The 22,173-nt window shown below is 32.6% G+C and carries 20 protein-coding genes; 8 read left to right on the top strand and 12 right to left on the bottom strand.

Features of this window, described 5'->3' with window-relative positions:
• The first annotated feature begins 73 nt into the window (after positions 1-73).
• On the top strand, positions 74-1,219 hold the full coding sequence (locus tag KFE69_12620; protein UTW42311.1) for an outer membrane protein transport protein: 1,146 nt from the start codon (positions 74-76) through the stop codon (positions 1,217-1,219).
• On the opposite strand, the gene KFE69_12625 is transcribed toward KFE69_12620, so the two are convergent.
• Complete coding sequence (locus tag KFE69_12625; protein UTW42312.1) at positions 1,203-3,605, bottom strand: EAL domain-containing protein; 2,403 nt, start codon at positions 3,603-3,605, stop codon at positions 1,203-1,205. The two genes, KFE69_12620 and KFE69_12625, sit on opposite strands and share 17 nt — an antisense overlap.
• Before the next feature lie 147 nt (positions 3,606-3,752).
• Between KFE69_12625 and KFE69_12630 the strand changes: the two genes are divergently transcribed.
• From KFE69_12630 to KFE69_12645, 4 genes are read left to right on the top strand one after another with little or no spacing between them, the layout of a single operon-like run.
• Positions 3,753-5,360, top strand: a complete 1,608-nt coding sequence (locus KFE69_12630) for an NAD(P)-binding domain-containing protein (protein UTW42313.1) — start codon at positions 3,753-3,755, stop codon at positions 5,358-5,360.
• A complete protein-coding gene (locus KFE69_12635) occupies positions 5,357-6,070 on the top strand; it encodes a hypothetical protein (GenBank protein UTW42314.1) in 714 nt (237 codons plus the stop codon). The genes KFE69_12630 and KFE69_12635 overlap by 4 nt, the downstream gene beginning before the upstream one ends.
• Positions 6,063-7,013 carry a branched-chain amino acid transaminase gene (locus KFE69_12640; protein ID UTW42315.1) on the top strand — a complete coding sequence of 317 codons (951 nt, stop codon included), beginning with the start codon at positions 6,063-6,065 and terminating at the stop codon, positions 7,011-7,013. The genes KFE69_12635 and KFE69_12640 overlap by 8 nt, the downstream gene beginning before the upstream one ends.
• A gap of 8 nt (positions 7,014-7,021) precedes the next feature.
• Positions 7,022-8,080: a hypothetical protein gene (locus KFE69_12645; protein UTW42316.1), complete on the top strand. Its 1,059-nt coding sequence runs from the start codon at positions 7,022-7,024 to the stop codon at positions 8,078-8,080.
• On the opposite strand, the gene KFE69_12650 is transcribed toward KFE69_12645, so the two are convergent.
• Positions 8,070-9,263, bottom strand: coding sequence for a Bcr/CflA family efflux MFS transporter (locus KFE69_12650; protein UTW42317.1), 1,194 nt, complete (start codon positions 9,261-9,263; stop codon positions 8,070-8,072). The two genes, KFE69_12645 and KFE69_12650, sit on opposite strands and share 11 nt — an antisense overlap.
• Positions 9,264-9,325: 62 nt before the next feature.
• The gene (locus KFE69_12655) at positions 9,326-10,840 is read right to left on the bottom strand and encodes a fumarate hydratase (protein UTW42318.1); all 1,515 of its coding nucleotides are present in this window, start codon (positions 10,838-10,840) and stop codon (positions 9,326-9,328) included.
• A gap of 181 nt (positions 10,841-11,021) precedes the next feature.
• Here KFE69_12655 and KFE69_12660 point away from each other — a divergent pair, with 181 nt between their 5' ends.
• Complete coding sequence (locus KFE69_12660) at positions 11,022-11,420, top strand: hypothetical protein (GenBank protein UTW42319.1); 399 nt, start codon at positions 11,022-11,024, stop codon at positions 11,418-11,420.
• Position 11,421: 1 nt separating this feature from the next.
• On the opposite strand, the gene KFE69_12665 is transcribed toward KFE69_12660, so the two are convergent.
• Positions 11,422-12,687 (bottom strand): diguanylate cyclase, encoded by a 1,266-nt coding sequence (locus tag KFE69_12665; protein UTW42320.1) that lies wholly within the window; start codon positions 12,685-12,687, stop codon positions 11,422-11,424.
• Positions 12,688-12,813: 126 nt separating this feature from the next.
• Positions 12,814-13,143, bottom strand: a complete 330-nt coding sequence (gene grxD, locus KFE69_12670; GenBank protein UTW42321.1) for a Grx4 family monothiol glutaredoxin — start codon at positions 13,141-13,143, stop codon at positions 12,814-12,816.
• A gap of 154 nt (positions 13,144-13,297) precedes the next feature.
• Between grxD and KFE69_12675 the strand changes: the two genes are divergently transcribed.
• Complete coding sequence (locus tag KFE69_12675) at positions 13,298-13,876, top strand: superoxide dismutase [Fe] (protein UTW42322.1); 579 nt, start codon at positions 13,298-13,300, stop codon at positions 13,874-13,876.
• A gap of 65 nt (positions 13,877-13,941) precedes the next feature.
• Here the strand turns inward: KFE69_12675 and secB are convergent, their stop codons facing one another.
• The 4 genes from secB to KFE69_12695 form a co-directional block, all read right to left on the bottom strand.
• Positions 13,942-14,388 (bottom strand): protein-export chaperone SecB, encoded by a 447-nt coding sequence (gene secB, locus KFE69_12680; protein ID UTW42323.1) that lies wholly within the window; start codon positions 14,386-14,388, stop codon positions 13,942-13,944.
• Between the two features lie 40 nt (positions 14,389-14,428).
• Positions 14,429-14,683, bottom strand: a complete 255-nt coding sequence (gene grxC, locus KFE69_12685) for a glutaredoxin 3 (GenBank protein UTW42324.1) — start codon at positions 14,681-14,683, stop codon at positions 14,429-14,431.
• Between the two features lie 43 nt (positions 14,684-14,726).
• Positions 14,727-15,164, bottom strand: a complete 438-nt coding sequence (locus KFE69_12690; GenBank protein UTW42325.1) for a rhodanese-like domain-containing protein — start codon at positions 15,162-15,164, stop codon at positions 14,727-14,729.
• 128 nt (positions 15,165-15,292) lie between these two features.
• Complete coding sequence (locus tag KFE69_12695; GenBank protein ID UTW42326.1) at positions 15,293-16,186, bottom strand: LysR family transcriptional regulator; 894 nt, start codon at positions 16,184-16,186, stop codon at positions 15,293-15,295.
• Between the two features lie 110 nt (positions 16,187-16,296).
• Here KFE69_12695 and parE point away from each other — a divergent pair, with 110 nt between their 5' ends.
• The gene (parE, locus tag KFE69_12700; GenBank protein ID UTW42327.1) at positions 16,297-18,198 is read left to right on the top strand and encodes a DNA topoisomerase IV subunit B; all 1,902 of its coding nucleotides are present in this window, start codon (positions 16,297-16,299) and stop codon (positions 18,196-18,198) included.
• An 11-nt stretch (positions 18,199-18,209) separates the two neighbouring features.
• On the opposite strand, the gene KFE69_12705 is transcribed toward parE, so the two are convergent.
• The 3 genes from KFE69_12705 to KFE69_12715 are packed head-to-tail and all read right to left on the bottom strand — an operon-like array spanning position 18,210 to position 22,110.
• A complete protein-coding gene (locus tag KFE69_12705; protein UTW42328.1) occupies positions 18,210-20,462 on the bottom strand; it encodes a polysaccharide biosynthesis tyrosine autokinase in 2,253 nt (750 codons plus the stop codon).
• Between the two features lie 23 nt (positions 20,463-20,485).
• Positions 20,486-21,670: a polysaccharide biosynthesis/export family protein gene (locus KFE69_12710; protein UTW42329.1), complete on the bottom strand. Its 1,185-nt coding sequence runs from the start codon at positions 21,668-21,670 to the stop codon at positions 20,486-20,488.
• Positions 21,667-22,110, bottom strand: a complete 444-nt coding sequence (locus KFE69_12715) for a low molecular weight phosphotyrosine protein phosphatase (GenBank protein ID UTW42330.1) — start codon at positions 22,108-22,110, stop codon at positions 21,667-21,669. The genes KFE69_12710 and KFE69_12715 overlap by 4 nt, the downstream gene beginning before the upstream one ends.
• Positions 22,111-22,173 lie beyond the last annotated feature (63 nt).

A 22,173-nucleotide genomic window follows, 5' to 3' on the forward strand; every position in this document is an offset into this window, starting at 1 on the left:
TAATCACACCAGATTAATTAATTATTACTATAGTTATAGTAAAGCTAACCTAGTTAGATAAAAAGGATGTTTTATGAAATATCGTACTCTGGCAAGTGTGCTATTTTTTAGTATGATTTATATAAATGGTTATGCTGGCAATACTGCTGTAAATTCACTTGGATTTAAAGGCACTGCTATGCAAGCTTTTGTCGCTGTTGCAGATGACCCATCAGCAATTTATTATAACCCAGCAGGCATTACACAAATCAAACAACCCATGCTTGAAACTAATATTGAGCTATATCATCCGAATGTAAAATATGAAAATAGCAATAATAATACTACAACTACTTCTAATCCTTATGCTATCAGCCCAAATGTCTTTTTTGTCACGCCAATTAATAATGATTGGTATTTTGGCATAGGTTTATATACTCCATTTGCTCGCTCAACTGATTACGACACCAATGCAGCAACTTATAACTCAAGAATGAGATCAACTTTTTTAAGAACTGATTTAGTACCTACACTGGCCTGGCAAGTTACGCCTTATTTGTCAGTTGCACTAAGTGCTGTTATCTCTTATGGTGAAGTAAAGTTAGATGTATTAGGGCAAAATGAATCAGCCGATGGTTTTGGCGCAACAGCTCAAATAGGTGCATTATGGAAAGTAACACCAACTTTTCAAATTGGCCTTGATTATCGTGGACCTGAAGTCATTCATATGGATGGTTCTGGTTCATCTTCTCTAGCGAGTGGAGACTTTACAACTGACGTTAAATATCCAGGCGTTTTAAGTGCTGGATTTGCTTGGCAATTATTACCTAAATGGTTAATTAGTTTTCAATATGACTATGAAATGTGGTCCTATGTACAAGGTGTTACTAGATATTATGGTAATACAGGAGTTACTAATTCCATCGATGCACATAATTCAAGTAATTACCGCCTGGGTACTGCTTATACAATAAATGATAAAAATAAAGTATTTGCTGGCATGAGTTATAACCAAGCAGCAATACCAGCTGATAACCTAGTACCTGCAGTGCCTGATTATGATGCAGTTATTGCTTCATTAGGCTACAGTTATACACTAAATCAATGGCAATTTAATCTTGCCTATGAATTTGCTTATCTTATCTCGCGTACGAGTAATGCAACAGGATTCTTTAACTTTGCTGGTCAATACTATGGATATAATCAACATATTGTTCTAGGCATTAATTACCTTTGGTAAATTGTTTATCTTCTAACCATTTTTCTAGTTGCTCATAAGCTAATGGCCTCGAGAAATAAAACCCTTGAATCTGATCGCAACCGAGTTCTTTTAAGTAGTTAACTTGACTTAACTTTTCAACACCTTCTGCAACTGTAACTAAGTTAAATGTTTTAGCCATAGCAATAATTACAGTTATCAAATCTTTATCAATTGACTTGGTATTAATTTTATCAATAAATGACTTATCAATTTTTAATTTACCTAAAGGGTATTGATGTAGTGTCCCTAAGTTAGAATAGCCTGTACCAAAATCATCTAATAAAAATTCAACATCTAGCTCTCTTAGTTTATTCATTAAATCTAAACTATTTTGATCGTTTGAAGCCATAAATGTCTCTGTAATTTCTAACCCTAATAAATTTGCAGGAAACTTCGTTTCTTTTAATACTTGTTTAACATATTGAACAAAAGCCATATTTTTAATTTGTGCTCCTGCGACATTAACGGATAACTTAAGATTTAATCCAAAAGCATCATTTATTTTCTTAAGATCATCACATGCTTTCTTTAATACCCAATTACCAATCTCTAAAATTAAACCAAACTCTTCAGCAATATCAATCACTCGCCTTAGTTCAATATTACGTTGTTTAAGAAAGTTAAAACGTACTAATGCCTCAACAGAAACGATCTGTTCTGTCTCAATATCAATAATTGGCTGATAAACTAAATGCATGTCTTGTTTTTCAATCGCCTCTTTTAATGCTTTATCAATACTTAATTGCTCTGCAAATAAACGATTCATGCTTTTTCTGAAGAACTGCAAGTTACCTCTACCTGAGTTTTTTGCATGATACATTGCAATATCAGCATTTTTCATCAAGCTGGCTGCTTTTTTACCATCTGATGGATAAACACAACAACCAGTACTTGCTCTAACACTGATCTCTTGTTTATTAAATCTAATCGGAGAAAGAAAAACAGACTCTATATTTTGAACTAAAGCTAGCGGCATATTTTGAGGCTCAAATAACTCTGAAATAATAAAAAACTCATCACCACCTAATCGACCAACGGTATTAATTCCTTTTAGCTCTGCTTTCAATCGATTTGCTACTGATATTAATAGTTCATCACCAGCACCATGGCCTAAAGTATCATTTACGAGTTTAAAATGATCTAAATCAATAAAGAAAACAGCAAATGAAAGTTTTCTATTTCGTGCATTAACAATTGCTTGATTAAGACGGTCTAAAATTAGTGAGCGATTCGGTAATTCTGTTAATGTGTCATAAGTAGCCTTTTTCAATAACTCTGCTTCAAGTTGCTTACGCGCATTAATATTCATCAACATGCATACATAGTGATCAACTTTTTTATCTTCATCTCTGACAGGCGTTAATTGCAATTCACACCATATTTGATTTGCATATTTACCTTGAATTAACACTTCACGCATTACATGTTTATTGTTTTTAACTGCTAATTCTAATGTTGATATATCCACATTTAAATTCATATTATGTTGTTTGAAGAAGCTAAAAACGCCTTCACCAATAACCTCATCTCTTTGAATTCCTGTTAAATCAGTAAATGCTGGGTTAACATCCTCAATAACTAGTGTATTTTTATCTTTTTCTGCAATAATAATGCCATTAGTACTTGCATCAATTGTTTGTTTTCTTAGATTCAAATATTTCTCATGACGTTTTTTCTCTGAAATATCTCTAAAACTCCAAACATGGCCAATGACTTCATCAGAGACAATTTGTGGTTGGTAGTATCGCTCAACAATACGGCCATCTTTAAATAACATTTCTCCACAATTGCCTTCTACTGGGTTGGTATATTTTTCTGTTACTAATGTAACTAATTCTTGAGGGTCAACTACTTGAGATAAAACATAATTTAAGCCTGCTGTTTCATCTTGAGAATTTAAAACTTCAGGTGGTATTCGATACAAATCTATAAATTTCTGATTAAAACCAATAATTTTACCTTCTTTACTAATCATTAAAATACAATCAACAGTTGCTTCAATGGTTGCCTTCATCATGGCTAACGATTCTTCTAACTGTTTTGACTTCGTTAATAATTGAAGGTGATTGGCATTTTTTGTATCAGAAGTGACTTCAATTTCACTGTCCATATCAAAATTTAAATTATCCAGTGAAATACTTGCATGGCGCATCTCCCAAATATGCAAATAGTATTCAATGACATTATCTTTTTTATTATCTTTAACATTTAGCTGTTTTCTTATACTATTTAAATCAGGTCTTTGACCAGCATTTAAAAGCTTAGTAATTGCCTCCACAACTTGATCAAAATCATCTTGATAATTGTTTTCAACTGAAACTTTTCCTACTTTAGATACAGTTGCACCTGTTTTAGGTTTACTCATTTACTGTCACCATCACTTTAATTTAATTACAGCTTATAAATAAGTATAGATAACATTCAAACTTTTTTCTTCTTTAAATAAAGTTGTTAAAAATGCCATCTACTGCTATGAAATAAGTTATGGGTAAATTACTTTAAGGCAAAACATATGAATGAATATCATCAATTTATCATTATTGGCGCAGGACCTGCAGGCCTACAGATGGGCTACGACTTGCAAAAATTAAATCTTGATTATGTAGTTTTAGAACAAGATCAATCAGCAGGTGGTTTTTTTAAAAAATTCCCCATCCATCGAACACTTATTTCCATTAACAAGCCAAATACAGGGTTTGATAATAGAGAAAAAAATTTACGTTGGGATTGGAATTCACTATTAAGTGAAGATGATGGATTATTGTTTGAGCAATTTTCTAAAGATTACTTTCCCAATGCTGATTTCATGCTTGACTATCTAAATGAATTTCAAAATAAATATCAAATTAATACGCACTTTGACACTCAAATTACCGAGGTGAATAAAGAAGGGGATTTATTTATTATAAAAACCAATACTCAAAAGACCTATAGCTGTCATGTATTAATTGTTGCAACCGGTGTCTCTAGTGCCTATATCCCACCAATTAAAGGCTTTGAATTAACTGAGAAATATTTTGATTTAAGCCTAGATAAATCAAAATATAAAAATAAACGTGTATTAATTATTGGTAAGGGTAATTCAGCTTTTGAAACAGCAGATTACTTAATTGATACCGCAAGTCATATCCACCTTGTAAGCCCAACACCTTTAAAATTTGCCTGGAAGTCGCATTATGTTGGTCATTTAAGAGCTGTGAATAATAATTTTCTCGATACCTATCAATTAAAATCATTAAACGCAGTTTTAAATGCAGATATTGTTGAAGTTAATAAAAAAGATAATGGTTATACCGTCACTTTTAACTACCACTTTGCTAGTGGTGAAGTTGAAACAATCTATTATGACTACATCATAAGTGCAACTGGGTTTAAAATTGATGCTGATATTTTCTCAAAGTCTTTGGCACCTGAGATGACGATTAATAACCGTTTTCCAAAGCTCAAAAGCTATTATGAGTCTACAAATATCAAGGATTTATATTTTATTGGTACCTTAATGCAAAGTCGTGATTTTAAGCGGAAACAGTCAGGGTTTATTCATGGATTTAGATATAATGTACGATTTTTATCTCAGTATCTTAATTGGCGCTATAATAAACAATCTATGCCTTGTGAAACCATTCGTTTAACCATAGAAGAGATTAAAAATAAAATACTATCTATAATCGATACCTCTTCTGCACTTTGGCAGCAGACTGGTTATTTCTGTGATGTCATTGCTTTGGATAAGGCGAGTAATCATGCAATACATTTTGCATCTCTGCCACTTGATTATGTTTATGAAAATCATCTAGGCTATGATGATTATTTGACTATCACACTTGAATTTGGACAAGAAATTATTGATAAACAAGCAGATGTGTTTCAAGTTGATCGGGTACATAAACATGACCATGCCAATGCAGATAAATCAACTTTTATTCATCCAATTATTCGCTATTATCATAAGAATAAACTATATGCTGTTCATCATATCATCGAAGATCTAGAAGCATTATGGATTGAACAAGAGCATACAGAGCCATTGGAGAAATGGTTAGTCAACTTAATTGAAGGTAAGCAAACAAGCTTCTTTGAAAATGCTCAATTATTACCTAAACGAGGTAAATTAACATGAAAGATAAATCACCAATGACACAATTAAGTTCAACAATTACAACGTTTAAGACTAAATTACAAGATCAGCATACGCATATTAGCAATGCACAAGATGTAATCTCTTATAATGAAAAAGCATTTGAAGAGTTTAAACAAGCGCCTTTTTTCAAATTAATTCAAAGTGATTTTTTAATCAATAACCCCTATAAAAGAAAATTATTTTTTAATTATATGCAAATATTCTCTGACCGTTTCCAGTTAATGGTTTTTATGCGTCAAGGTGGATGTAGAGATCAACGCTTTGAAGCATTTTTTCTTTCTCATTTAGAAGATGAAATTGGTCATCATAAGTTACTTCAAAAACACGAACACTTTGAAGAAACATTTGATCCAGTCTTAAATGCTATTAGTATTTGGTTTGTTTATCAAATGCTTACCTTAGATAATATTGAAAAGCTAGTTGTCATGCATTTAATTATTGAAAAAGCAGGCGATTTCTATCATTCATTTTCAAATGAATTTCTAGGAAAATTCTTAGATTCAGACTACTATGAAATTCACTCTGAGATTGACGAAGAACACGCGGATATCGATATCAGCTTAATTGAAAATTATCCAGAATTTGTTTACCACCGCTTAGGGCTACTATCTCATAAATCATGGACTATGATGCATACTATGATTGATCGCGTGTATCATCTAGTTACCAAAGGAGAGAAGCATGATTAATCGAAATATAAGCGTTTGGTTAAATGGTAAGATAATTTCTCAAGAAGCTGCATCAATACCAATTTTATCGCAGACATTACACTATGGTTTTGGCGTTTATGAAGGCTTAAGAAGCTATCAAACCGATCAAGGACCTGCAATATTTAGATTAAATGATCATACAAAACGCTTATTTGAGTCCGCTAAAATATTAAATATTAGCCTTCCCTTTACAGTAGATGAGTTAAACCATGCTCAACTAAAAGTTTTACAAAGAAGTAATTTAGATAATGCATACCTTCGCCCATGTGTATTTTTTTCTGATGATCACTTTGGTTTAAATACACTAAAAAGCAAACCACAGGTTATGATTGCCGTTATTCCATGGGATAATTCCTATCTTGATAAAGAGAAATACATCAATGGAATAGATGTACATATCTCTTCTTTTATAACCAACCCTCCAAGAATGGGTTTAAATAAAGCAAAAGCTAATGGCAAGTATATTCAATCGATTATGGCTAATAACCAAGCACAGCTAGAGGGCTATGACGATGCCATTTTACTAGATCATATTGACTTTGTTGCTGAAGGTACTGGTGCTAATTTATTTTTAATTAAAAATAATCTTCTTATAACACCTGAAGTAACTTCTGCACTTGATGGAATTACAAGAAATACTGTTTTTCACATTGCCAAAAAACTTAACCTCACACTTACAGTGACTAATTTAACTCGCGAAGATCTGTATACTGCAGATGAACTGTTTTTCTGTGGTACTGCAGCTGAAATTTTACCAATTCGCTCTGTTGATAAACGCATAATAGGTTATGGACAATGTGGAGAAATTACACAAAAGATTCAACAAAACTATCGTGAAATCACTCAAGGTAATCTATTGGCGTATATAGATTGGTTAAGTTTTACCAATAAAATGAATATAGCTGAACATGAAATGGAGTAATTAAAATTATGGATACTAAACCACTTACTAGCCAAGTACGTATCATAGCAAAAGAAGAAATACCTGCTATCAGTGAAATTGAATTTGAAGGCAAAATTGAGAAATTAGGTGAAGTACGTGATTTTCTATGGCATGAAGACTTGAAAAACTTTTTACCAAGTGATGGCCGCGTCAGCTTTAGTTGGGTAAAACTTGATTTTGGTGAAGTGCTTGCACCCCATGAACATGCAACAGCTTCAATGATTATTATCTATAAAGGCTCTGGCCAGTTAACTGGTGAACTTAATCTTGCCTTAAAAGAAGGAGATGTTGTTGCAGTCCCAGCTCACTCACTTCATGGCTTTGAAGCAACGAATCAAGAAGGGCTTTATGCAATCTCAGTACAATTTGGTGCAGGCTTATATACAGACCCCTTAAACCCAAGAGTAACCTTTGATCATCAAGACAATAGCTATGAAGCAGTGATTAAGTTAAACCAACAGCGTATAGAACAATTTAAACAATGTCGTTTTTTAAAACTATTAACTGACGGTACCTTAGATCATCCTAAAAAAAGACAAGTCTACCTTGATGCGCTTCAAGTATGGTCAAATAAAAATCAGGATTTACTATTTGCTAGACAAGCTATGGTCTCTGATAGTTATTATGAAAAATTATGTCTTGAACATTTATTTGAAGAAGTCGGCCATGATAAAATGCATCAAACTGAAACAACCGGTAATATGATTACATCCGACCCTGTAATCGAAGCAATTGCTTCATGGTTTATTCTACAGATGTTTAAAAGTGATCATATTATCAAAATTGCTTTGATTCATTTAGTCATTGAGCATGCTAGTGACATTTATCATATTCAAGCACGTCCCATTCTTAATAAAACGGTTGATGATGAATACTTCAAAGTACATGAAGCTGATGAAGCACATGCTGCTATGGGCGTTGATACAATTAAACAATTATCAAAAGCTCAATATAATACAGTCTATCAAATGGTAGATAAAGGCTGGGATATGCTAATAAGTATGACCAATCGTGTATGTGAATTGGTAGATCAGGTTAAGGTGTGATTTTTAGCAATTGCTTTATCATTGAAGTAAAGTAAATTCGACAAACAATCCACATCGAAACAGAAGCTAATACAATTGTAATCAATGAAAACTCAAATGATGTAATTTGATGAAATAAACCAATAACCCAAGTTGAAAATGCACCACCTATAAATGCAAAACCATTATAAACTGCTGCTGCTAAGCCATTTTGATGGGCTTTGACACTTTGCATAGCAAAAGCAGAAGCTACTGGACGAATAATGCCAATACCTGTCGATATGATTAACATAGAGGCAATCATCATTAGATTAGAATGATAATACCAAGCACTGGTACTTAAAAAACATACCCCCCCTATTAATAACAGTAGAACACCAATCACTAACCAACGATTTAGACCAATTTTTAGCACCATCATTGGAGACAAACTACTCATTAAAATAATTGTTATCGCATTAATTGCCATAACATGACTACTATAAATAAAAGAAAGATTTCCTTGTTTTTCAAATAATTGAATAGCTATTGCCATAAATGCAAATAAGATCGCATAAGCACACGCATTAATGATAGTAAATGCTAGAAATAACTCATTTGAACATAGGTGATAATATTTTTTAAATAAATGTTGTTGGTTTATTTGCGTTTCAAAAGTACAAGTCTCTTTATATGCAAAAATAACGACTAAAAAATAGACAAGCCCTATAAAGAATAAAAAATAAAAAACTGCTTGCCAATGAAAAAAATAATAAACCCAAGCGCCAATTAGCGGATTAATAAATGGTAATACTCCTATAATTAACATAATAAAGCTAATAGATTTTACCAGTTGATAACCATTATACATATCACGTGCAATCGCAAATGCGCTAGGAATTAAGCTACTTGCTCCTAATGCTTGAATAAATCTTAGAGTAAGCAAAGTTGAAAAATCATTACTTAATGGGATAAGCATACTTGCTAGTGAAAAAATAACTAAGCTTATAATAAGCACAGGCTTTCTGCCAAAATAGTCAGACAATAAGCCACTGAATAACTGTGGAATTGCCAAGCCAATTAAAAAAATACTCATAGACCACTGAATATGGCTTGTATTAAATACCATTGCCATCTCAGATAGTGAAGCAATAAAAATATTATTTGCCATAGGTGTAAGCACACACACAGATAAAATGATATATAACGAAATTTTTTCTTTCATAAGCTTTACATTAAATAATATTTTTATATATGTAAAGTATAGCGCAATTAACTTAAATTCGTTTAGCTGGCTTTAAGTGCTTCTATTTTCATCTTCCATTCCTTGGGGCCTTCTTTATGCACTGAAGTACCAAATGAATCTACTGCCACAGTCACAGGCATATCTTCAACTTCAAATTCATAAATTGCTTCCATGCCTAAATCTTCAAAAGCAACAATGCGTGATTTTTTAATTAATTTTGAGATTAAATATGCTGATCCACCAACAGCCATTAAATAAATACCTTGATTATTCTTAATTGCTTCAATAGCACTATCACCACGTTCAGCTTTTCCAACCATTCCCATAATACCAACATCTCTTAGCATAAAGTCAGTAAATTTATCCATTCTCGTTGCTGTTGTCGGTCCAGCAGGGCCTACAATTTCATCTCTAACAGGGTCAACAGGACCTACATAATAGATAAAGCGATTTTTCAAATCCACTGGTAAATCCTGACCATTTTTAACCATTTCCATAATACGTTTATGTGCTGCATCACGCCCTGTTAGCATCTTACCGCTTAAGAGAATAGTTTCACCTGCGCGTAAATTCAATATTTCATCTTTAGTTACTGTATCTAAATTAATACGTTTACTTTGTGATTTATCTTTTTGCGCAATTGCTGGCCAATCAGATAAAGATGGTGCCTTTAGTTCTACCGGGCCTGTACCATCTAATACAAAATGTGCATGTCGTGTTGCCGCACAGTTTGGAATTAATGCTACAGGTAAAGTTGCCGCATGAGTTGGATAGTCATGAATTTTAACATCTAAAACCGTTGTCAAACCACCTAATCCTTGCGCACCAATACCTAAGTCATTCACTTTGTTATAAATCTCAACGCGTAATTTTTCAATATCTGTTTGTGGACCACGTTTTAATAATTCAGGCATATCAATTGATTCATATAGTGATTCTTTTGCTAATACAAATGCTTTTTCGGCAGTTCCACCAATACCAATACCTAACATCCCTGGCGGACACCAGCCAGCACCCATTTTAGGCACCATCTCTAATACCCAATCAACGATACTATCACTTGGGTTTAAAACCGTAAATTTTGATTTAAATTCAGAACCACCACCTTTGGCAGCAACTTTTACATCCACTGTATTTCCAGGTACTAAATCAACATGTACAATTGCTGGTGTATTATCTTTGGTATTGCTTCTTTTTGAGGCAGGTGATGTTAGCATTGACGCTCTTAATGGATTATCTTTATTCGTATAAGCACGTCGAACACCCTCATTGACTAATTCAGTAATACTTAAATCCGTACGATCGAAGCGTACATCCATACCAATCTTCACAAATACACAAATCATACCGGTGTCTTGACAAATGGGGCGCTTTCCTTCTGCTGCCATTTTTGAATTAATTAAGATTTGTGCCATTGCATCTTTAGCTGCTTGATTCTCCTCTATTTCATATGCTTTATGCAATGACTGAATAAAATCAATTGGGTGATAATAAGAAATATATTGACAGGCATCATCAATACTTTGAATCAAATCTTCAGTTTTAATTAATGTCATGCTACTAAGGACCTTTTATCTGATTATATTTAAGATTTAGGCATATTTTACGCCTCTGTTTATGAAAGTGCAAATTAAGTAAAAGCATTATCAATATTTGCAATAAAAGTTATGTTTGTATACCAATTTTAATACTTTATAATAAATATTAAATGAAATTGTGAATAAATTAAGGATGATGATGGCAACATATTTTGTATTTCCATGTTCTATTAAAGAGCATCAAAATTCACCTAGCATAGAAATAGCTAAGCAAATCGATAATCTTGAAATTATAGAGATTACTTATAAAACTTATCATACTAACCCTAAGCTTAAGGAAAAAATTAAATGCTGTGATGAATTTGATGTTGCCTTAAACCTTGCTAAAAAAGGCAATCAAAACATTATTGTATTCGCAAATATAAATGCTGGTGAATTAAAAAAAGAAAACATTCTAAGTTATGCTTTCTATAAAGATGGACAATTACACGAAATAGCTAATATGCCTTTTGGCATAAATCAAAAAAAAGCTTTAAATGCCCCAATTATGTTTGATGGTAAGTTTAACGCTAGCTATAGCTCCCCTAGCCCACAATAATTTATATAACCTTATCTTCTTGCTGATAAATATAACAACCACTTCTACCTTGATTTTTAACATGGTACATTGCGCTATCAGCAAAGCGTACTAACTCTGTTGCACTCGATGCTGTTTGTGGGTAGATCGCTATACCAACACTTAAAGTAATATGAAATATTTGTTCATTTAATTCAAACGGTTCTATAAATGCATTCAGCAGTCGTTGCGCTAATGAACTAACGCTATTTTTAAGTAAATCAAATTTAGGAATCAAAATAGCAAACTCATCACCCCCAAATCTAGCAACTGTGTCACCCTGACGCGCAAATGATTTTAATCTTGCTGCTACTTGTTGTAATAATAAATCCCCTACATGGTGGCCAAACTTATCATTAACCGGCTTAAAATTATCTAAATCCATGAAAAATACAACCACATGCCAACGATTACGCTTTGCTTGATAAACTGCTTGTTCTACACGATCGCCAAATAACCAACGATTCGCTAAGCCTGTTAAATGGTCATAATAAGCTTGATGTTCGATGAATTGACGATATTGATGTTCTTCTGTATTATCCAAAATTGAATAGACATAACAGCGTTCTTTTGACTCTAAAGTTACTAAATTAATAGACATTGATACTGGTATATGCTCTTTTGAATGACCTACAATCCAATAATGCCCTTGCCAACGGCCAAACTGCTTTAATGTTTTTAAAATTTGAAAACGTACTTGTTTAATCGCGGGCTCATTAACATCAAATTGTGAAATATGTTTGCCAATCACTTCTTGTGATTCATAACCTAGTATCTGTGTTACTGCTGGATTTACCCATTCAATAATGCCATCTTCAGCGGTATAAAATATCGTTTCAATACAAGATAAAAATGCGCGGTCTAAAAGTCGTCTATGGCGATAGCCTTTAGCCTCATCCATTGCGTGAAGTATAATGTCATAAAAATGATGATTGAGTGGTTTTTTCACAAAACGATAGGCTTGACCATCGGTAATTGCATTAAATGCATTTTGAGCTTGTGTTTTATCTAAAACTAAGATTTGTACACTATAAGGCAATCTCGCTTTAAGACTTTTAATCAAGTCCAAACTTAATTTACTGATATTAAAATCAATTATTGCAACGAATATTGCATATTCTTTGACAATATCAAGTGCAGTTTTATCATCTGATGCAAATAACATTTGCCATTGTGATCTAACTAACTGACGTTTAATTTCCTCTAATACGTCAACATCTGAGGATACAACAAGCACTTTTTCATTCATAACGTTATTGAATTCCTTATAAAACTCAATATTAAACAATTAAAATATAATTATATTAATTGTTATCTCTAAGTATCATTGAAGCGTTTTATGATGAGAAATTCAACGTATTTTTAGCATTTATGTTTATGCAGTTGCTTGTTTGATTATCTCTTGAAGTTCACCTGCTTCAAACATTTCACAAATAATATCACAGCCACCGATTAATTCACCATTCACATATAATTGTGGGAATGTAGGCCAATTCATCATCTGCGGTAAAATCTGGCGAATTTCAGGATGCTCTAAAATATTAACAAATGCAAACTTTTCACCACAAGCCATCAAAGCTTGAGTCGCACGTGCAGAAAATCCACACTGTGGTAAACTTGGCGTTCCTTTCATATAAAGTAAAATCTTATTTTCACTTAATTGCTTTTTAATTTGTTCGATGATTGCTTCTTGTTGTTCTAACATAAATTTTTGCCTTTTATTTATTTTTAATCACGATAAGTATTGCTTATTAAATTTACGCTTTTTAGCTTGCGTAGTACTTGATATCGAGTATCATAACCTAAAACCTTTAAATTCTCAAATTGTGTCGGATCAAATGAAAAATCAGGAGAAAAATATGACATTTGAACTACCTAAACTACCTTATGAAAAAAATGCACTAGCCCCTTATATTTCTGAGGAAACTTTAGAATATCATTATGGTAAACATCACCAAGCCTATGTTACTAACTTAAATAATCTAGTGTTAGGCACAGAATTTGAATCTATGAGCCTTGAAGAAGTCATTATGAAATCTTCTGGTGGTATTTTTAATAATGCCGCTCAAATTTGGAATCATACATTCTACTGGCATTGCTTAACTCCTAACAGTGCTAAAGCACCTTCTGGCAAATTAGCTGAATTAATCAATCATTCATTTGGTTCATTTGATAGTTTTAAAGAGCTATTTAGTAAATCTGCCGCTACTAATTTTGGCTCAGGGTGGACATGGCTTGTTGATAATGGCCAAGGTCAATTAGAAATTATTAATACAGCAAATGCTGACTTACCAATGAAGCATGGTAAAAAGGCATTATTAACGATTGATGTTTGGGAACATGCTTATTACATTGACTATCGTAATGCACGCCCTAAGTATATTTCTGAGTTCTTTAATCTTGTTAATTGGGACTTTGTTAGTGAAAACTTAGGCTAATAGCTACTAAAACTAATTAATAACTACTAAAAAAAGCGATCAAAATCACATTAATCACATTTTGACTAATTAACTGTTGTTTCACCTTGTTGGCTTTCTTGTTGATAAAGCATATCAAAATTAACCGGCGATAAGCATAATTGTGGAAAGCCACCTTTCATGACTACATCAGAGATAACTTCCCTTGCATAAGGATATAGAATATTTGGACAGAATGATTTCAATGCATGGTCTAACTGAGTCTGATCTAAATTAGAAATAGAAAAAATACCTGCTTGATGAATTTCAGCTTTAAATGCTATTTCATCACCACACTTAACATCACAAGTAACAACTAGAACTACTTCATAATGATCTGCTTCTTCCATTTTAGTAAACTGGCTATTTAACTGAACATTTAATTCTGGTTTCCATTCATTTCTAAATGCATGAGAGCCTTGTGGCACCTCAAATGAAATATCTTTAACATAAATTTTATGAATCTGGAAGTTTGGAGCTTGTTCTTCTGCCATTTATTTATTCCTTAATTTAATAACGTTCTCAAAAGATTAACTATTTAGTTTTGTGCAACAATGCATCTAATTTACCAGCATTTTCTAGTGCATACAAATCATCACAGCCACCAATTGGTTTATTATCAATGATAATCTGTGGTACCGTATAACCTGAAGTACGATCAATCATTTCTTGACGTAATACTCTATTTACATCAATCTTATATTCTTTAAATTGAACCTTTTTCTTTTTTAATAATGCAATTGCCCGTGTGCAATAAGGACAACTAACTTTTGTATAAATTTCTACCATAATAAAATATCCTAGTATATTTTTACGCACAAGATAAGAAAAATTAGCTTACCTTTTTAGTATGAATTGGTAATTTTTCATCTTTCCAAGCTTTTAGGCCACCCTGGAGATTATATACTTTTTCAAACCCTGCACTTTTAAGAATGACAATTGCTTGTTTGGCTGTATTACCGTGATCACAATAAACAATGATCGGTCGTGTTTTGTATTTTTGTAAAAACTTGGTACTTTCTTTTAAATTAGTAACTGTCGTTGAAATAGCATCAACAATATGACCTGCTTGATATTTTTTACCATCTCTTATATCAAGAAAAATAGCCTTTTGACGATTAAGCATATAAACTGCCTGTTGAGGCGAAATACCAAAGGCTTTTGATTTTAATTGCATTAATTCAAATATAACATAAATTAGAATTAGTACTGCAAATAGTGCTGTTAAGGCAATATTTTCCGATAAAAGGATTATGATATTCTCAATCATGGTTATGTAAATCTTAATTATTTTATGGTTAACTATATCTTAATTTAGCTAAGTATACCGATTACTTGATAGATTGAGAAGCAAAAAAATGCATACTGACGAAGCTTTAAGATAATTCATTAAAAGCATTATTTGTCGTTAAAGTGCGTAATGAGTTTCTCACTTAATGTATTATGTAATATATAATTTGGATGTGACTTTCTAAACACAAGACCAACTTTGCGATATGGCTTTGGTTCTTTAAAAGGAATATAATGTATTTTATCACTCTGATAAGGCGAGTACTTAATCGCAACTTCAGGTATAACTGTAACGCCCAAACCTGATGCTACCATATGACGTAATGACTCTAATGATGTAGTCGTACGATCAATATTAAATGGATGTTCACTTTGCGCACAAAATTCTAGCGCCTGAGTTCTTAAACAGTGCCCTTCTTCTAATAGCAACAATGGTTCTTCTACTAAATCTTTTAAGGTAATTTGATTTAGTTTAGTTAACGGATGGCCTTTAGGCACAGCAGTAACTAAATAATCATCAAATAAAGGTATAAATTTAAATATTTGTTCATCAACTGGTGCGGCTAATAAAGCACAATCTAGTTGTCCCTCTTTTAGCTGTGCTTCAATTAAAGGTGTTTTCTCTTCAACTGGGTGTAACTGCATATCAGAAAAATTATTTTGAAGCACTTCTAATAAATCAGGTAATATATATTGAGCAATGGTTGGAAACAAACCAAATTTTAATACTCCCTTTAATGGTTGATGATAGCTTTTAGCAACTAATTTTAAATCATTAACACTTTGTAGTATGACTCTTGCTTTATTAACAATAATTTTCCCTGCCTCTGTTAATAGAATACTTTTATGCTGTCGCTCAAATAAAACGACACCTAACTGATCTTCTAATTTTTTAACCTGCATACTCAATGCAGGCTGACTAACAAAACATAATTGTGATGCTTTAATAAAGCTTTTTTCATCAGCAATTGCCACAATATACTCTAAATCACGAATATTCATCCTACTAGATACACCATTTCTCTTTTGCTTATCCTTTTGTATGCTATTATTTAACTAAACTTAAATAATAACAATCACTAAAATAATATAAAGAAACGGAAAATTAATCCATGGCAATTAAGTCAAACCACTATACAGCAGAAAGTATCGAAGTTTTATCTGGATTAGATCCAGTTAAACGCCGCCCTGGTATGTATACTGATACAAGTAACCCCAACCATTTAGTCCAAGAAGTTTTAGATAATAGCGTTGATGAAGCATTAGCTGGCTTTTGTAAAAAAATAATTATCAAACTTTATCCAGATAGTAGTATTGAAATTATTGATAATGGCCGTGGTATGCCAGTTGATCTTCATCCTGAAGAAGGCATTCCAGGTGTTGAGTTAATCATGACTCGCTTACATGCTGGCGGTAAGTTTTCGCAAAATAACTATCAATTTTCAGGTGGATTACATGGTGTTGGTGTCTCTGTAGTTAATGCCTTATCAACTAAATTAGAAATAGAGATTAGACGTGATGGGAAGCGTTATCATATGGCTTTTAGTCATGGCGATATCTCTAGTGACTTAACTCAAACAGGCACCGTTGGACTACGCAATAATGGAACATCTATCAGATTTTGGCCCGATGCAAATTATTTTGACTTCCCAAACTTTGCACTAAAAAAACTAACTGCACTATTTGAAGCTAAAGCTGTGCTTTGCCCTGGTTTGGAAGTTATTTTTGAGAACTTACAAACAAATGAGTCTAAACACTGGTGCTATGATGACGGTCTATCTCATTACCTATTAGAAAAGACCATTCACCACCAATTACTACCGCCACAACCATTAGAAGGTCATTTTGAAGATAAAACTCAAGCCGTTAGCTGGGCATTAGCATGGGCTGAGGCGCCTACAAATGACTTAATATCTGAAAGTTATGTAAACTTAATTCCAACACCGCAAGGTGGTACTCATGTTAATGCTTTACGCTCAGGCTTATTAGATGCTATGAAAGAATTTTGCTCATTACGTAACTTACTACCACGAAATTTAAAATTAACCGCAGAAGATGTTTTTCATAACTTAAACTTTGTTTTATCAATAAAAATAGAAGAGCCACAATTCTCAGGGCAAACAAAAGAAAGATTATCATCTAGACAATGCTCACCTTATATTGTTGCAAAAGTAAAAGATGCAACAAGTCTCTGGCTTAATAAACATGTAACTGAAGCAGAAAAGATTGCTGAGATTGTCATTCAAAGAGCACAACACCGACTGAAAGCTGCTAAAAAAGTCATTCGTAAAAAAACCATTGCAGGGCCTCAATTACCTGGCAAACTAACTGATTGTATCAGCAATGATTTAGCCATGACTGAATTATTCTTAGTTGAAGGAGACTCTGCGGGAGGCTCTGCTAAACAAGCACGTGATAAAGAATTTCAAGCGGTTATGCCCTTACGTGGCAAAATACTCAACTCATGGGAGGTTGATTCATCTGAAGTATTAGCCTCTCAAGAAATTCATGATATTGCTGTTGCGGTTGGTGTTGATCCAGCTAGTAATGATTTAAGTGGATTGCGTTATGGTAAAATATGCATTCTAGCCGATGCAGATTCTGATGGTTTACACATTGCAACTTTACTTTGTGCATTATTTTTAAAACACTTTAAAGCACTTGTTGAAAATGGGCATATCTTTGTTGCCATGCCACCTTTATATCGGATTGATATTGGCAAAACAATTGAATATGCCCTTGATGAAGCAGAGCGTGATCAATTAATAAAAAAAGCACAACAAAGTAACAGCAAAAGTAAGATTAGTGTTATCCGCTTTAAAGGCTTAGGCGAAATGAACCCAATACAGTTAAAAGAATCCACTATGTCGCCAAATACAAGGCGATTATTACAATTACAACTCTCTGATGAATTTGATAGTGATGTAGAAGTATTAGATAAGCTACTATCAAAAAAACGCATTGCTGATCGTCGTCAATGGCTCTCTCAAGAAGGTGATTTAGCAGATATTTAAATCTATCATTTTTAGTAAGCTGACGTATTTTGATGCTCATTTGTGACTGTTTCATATTTGTAATTATAATAGCCGTAACCATAATTTGGCTTTTTGACCAAATTAAATATAAAGCCATCAATAGTAACGCCTGCAGAAGCAAATTTCTTCAATGTTAATTTAATTTCACGCTCATTATGTTGATTATCTGCAAATACAAGCACATTGATACCTGCTTGTTTCATAATCGATACCGCATCTGTTACTGCTAATATTGGTGCAGTATCAACAATAATAAAATCATAAGTCATAGAGAGCTTATCTAACAAAGTTTGTATTTTGTCACTTTTCAAAATATTATGTGAGCCCTGATTTAATTTGCCTGTTGGCATAAAATCTAAATTTTCAAACCTAGTTGTATTAATGGCTTCTTCTATAGATACATTTGACTGTAATACATCAAGAAAACCTGGCTGGCGCTTGTTTGGTGCTAAATAAACATGTAAGTCACCTCTTCTGATATCTGAGTCAATCAATAATGTTTTTTTACCAAATTCTGCAAAAACTTGTGCCAAATTAACTGAAATAAAAGATTTACCAATATTAGGCTTTGGCCCTGAAATTGTGATAATTTTATTTTGCTTATTCTCTTCAAATGATTTGAATATTAAATTTGTTCTAATACCTCTTAAGCTTTCAATATCTATATCATATGGATCAATTTCATGCAGCAACTCCAAATGATTACTTTTCAATTTCTTAAATTTTTTATACATTTTTTCTTGTACTAATGATTTAGCTAATGAACCAATCATTTCAAGATTAAATATCTCTTCTATTGAGACAGGGTCAGTAATATTCTTAAAGAGCTGTCTTCTAAATAGTATAAAAGCTATACATAATATAAGTCCCAGTAGACCAGCAATCATAACCACCTGCCCAGAGGGTTTATTGACAGGAATATAAGGCGTTGAGGCATGATCAATGATATCTAAAGAGCTAATTGTTCCTGCCTTTAAAATTTCATACTGCTGTATTTGCCTAAAAATATTTTCATAAACAATACTTTGCACTTTTTCAGTTCGCATTAAATTAATCACGACTTGATCTCTATCTGGTAAGGATTTAATTGTTTTTTCTAGTTCCTCACGTTGTGCTTTTAATTTAGAAATAGCCATCTGGGCTAATTTTAATTCAGGGTTATCCGCTGTTAATTTTACACCCATTTGATTTTGTCTTAGTTCTAATTCTGCAATTTTACTGTCATATTGGCTTAATTGTTCCAATAATAACTTTGAATTAGCAGGAATTGAAATATAGCCTGTTTTTGAACGATATTTATTTAACTCAGTTTCAGCACTTTGTAATTGGTTTTCTACAGTCGGCAACTGAGCTTTAAGAAACTTTAAGACACTTGCTGAATTAGCAGACTTCCTCTTAATATCTGATCTAACTGCTGAGTTAAGAATTGCATTTAATATTGCAACCATTTTTTCAGGTTCAGCACCTTGATAATGTAATGTTAAAAGATTACCCTTACTGATTGACTCCATAATATTCAAATGTGCTAAAATATTGGCAATTGCAGTATTATCATGAATTCTTTTCATTGAAAATGTAATACCTGTATTGGCATTAATATCTGCTACCTTAATTTTAATCGTATGAATAGCATCTAATTTAACCATTTCTGTTTTACCAATATCACCTGTAAGTAATAACTTGCCATTCGGTGCATAGATTTGGTACTTATTATTACCTAAATAAGTCACTTCAAAATTCTTGTTAATCCAAGCAGAACTGACATCAAACTGATCAATTTTTATTCGACTACCTCCCCAATCGTATTGGTTTAACCCAAACGTTGGTTTAGCTGGCTTGTTTGTATAATTACTATTTTGATAATTAAGCGCCATTCTATGCCCAATCAATGGAAAATAGTCAGGTGTCACAATAATATTCAAGCCAAGAGCTTTAACTACTGGAAGTAAAACACTACGAGACTTAATAATCTGTGCCTGCTTTGCAGCCTTAGAACCATTATTACTAAATAAAGGTAATGAATCACCAAGTAAAGATGTTAAATTATTACTCGCATCGTCATCTGAAATACTAATTAAAGCATTGGCAGTATAAACTGGTATACGAATCAGTGTATATAGTCCTGCAAAAAACATAAATATAACAGTTGTACTTATAAGAATAACTTTATGCTGGTTGAATAATACCAGTAATGCTTTTAAGTCAATCTTGTCATATTTATTTTGATTTTCGATATTTTTCATTCTAATAACCCATTACGTTTGTATTAACCACCAATACTAATAGCTAATGCTGCAGTCGATATTCCTAAACTTAAAATTGGAGCAACATAACCAATAACTTGGCCAACATTAGCAATTTTGCTTGTTGCAACAAATACAATATCATGTGGCATAAGATCAAATTCAGCTGCTAATAACAATGCATCAGGTGATTTTAAGTTAATTGAGTAAACTTCCGGTATATTTTTATAATTTCTAATAACATAGGTATATTCTGGCTCAGACTCACTAGTTACACCACCTGCTGCAACAATAGCATCACGTAATGACATTCTGTCATCTAACATATTGAAGACGCCTGTTTTCTTTGTTTGTCCAATAACATAAACTTGGTAAAGTCTATTATCGGGGACATACACAATGCTACCTTTTTCTAAAATCCAATTTTCCGAAGTGTTTACTGGAGAACGCAATGTATCAAGATTAATAATACTCGTTGCACCATTTTGTTTAACAACAACATGACGAGTATCAGCACAAACTGTTTGTTGATTATCTGTGCTATTTGTTAGTGCATTGCCACAACGCAAAGGCCCACCTGCTGCATTAACCGCATCTAATACTGTGATTGGCACATTTGTTACAGGTATCATTTTAGGTTCTCTTACCGCACCCATCACATTAATTTTTTGACTTTGAAAGTCAATTATTTGTACAGTTACTTGTGGATCTTTAAGGTATTTAGACAATTTTTCTGTAATTAAATCACGTGCTTGGGATACCGTTAGTCCTACAATTTTGACATAACCAATATAGGGGTAAAAAATTTCTCCTTCACTGTTAACTGTAAACCCAGACAATCTTGTATCATTGACATCATTAACTAAAGTACTTTGTGCAGTTAAGCTATTATAATCCCATACTTTAATGCTAACCACATCTTGATTACCAATTAAATAATCATAACCTTTTGCAGATGCACTAAAGCCTTTAGGTTTTTTATAATTGTATTTAAACTTTTTTTCATATGCTTGGCGTTGATGACGTTGCTGAAGTATCAATTGAGGTGTGATAGGAATTAAATTTGCTTTTTGCGCTTGGTTTTGTGCATTTAATGTAGGCGTAAACTCATCGTGTTCTGTCATATACATCCCAGGGAAAGTACAACCACTAAAAAATAATACGCCAATAAATAATAATAAATATTTTATAATAGACAGTTTTTTCAATGATTTCTCCAGACTTTTTTTATCCATATATCCATACAACTATTAATATCAACAGCCATTTTTTCAAAAGCATCTTTGGGTTTATTATAGGGATCAATAATCTCTAAGTTATTTAACCATTTCCCTAAAAGGTGAGCTTTACCTATTGCAAAAGGAAAATTAAGTTTAAGGTAGTCAATACATTCACTATTAACTGCAAGTAGTAAATCTGTGCTAATTAATTGTGTTATGCTTACTTGCCTTGCTTTATGCTCTCTAATATCAAAACCATAATATTCTGATACACTTTGTGCCTCTTCTGCAGCAGAATGATCAACCAAAGCTTTTATGCCAGCTGAAGCCACTTGAATATTTTCATTGATATTTTTTTTTAAATAACCTTCAGCGTAAGGGCTTCTGCATATATTACCAACACAGAGAATTAATACATTATTAAACAAACGGTGACAACTCCTGTAAATTCTTTAAGTTTATCCATAACAGTGATCGTAACAATATTCCAC

The organism is bacterium SCSIO 12844 (genome assembly GCA_024397935.1).
Lineage (GTDB): Bacteria > Pseudomonadota > Gammaproteobacteria > Francisellales > Francisellaceae > M0027.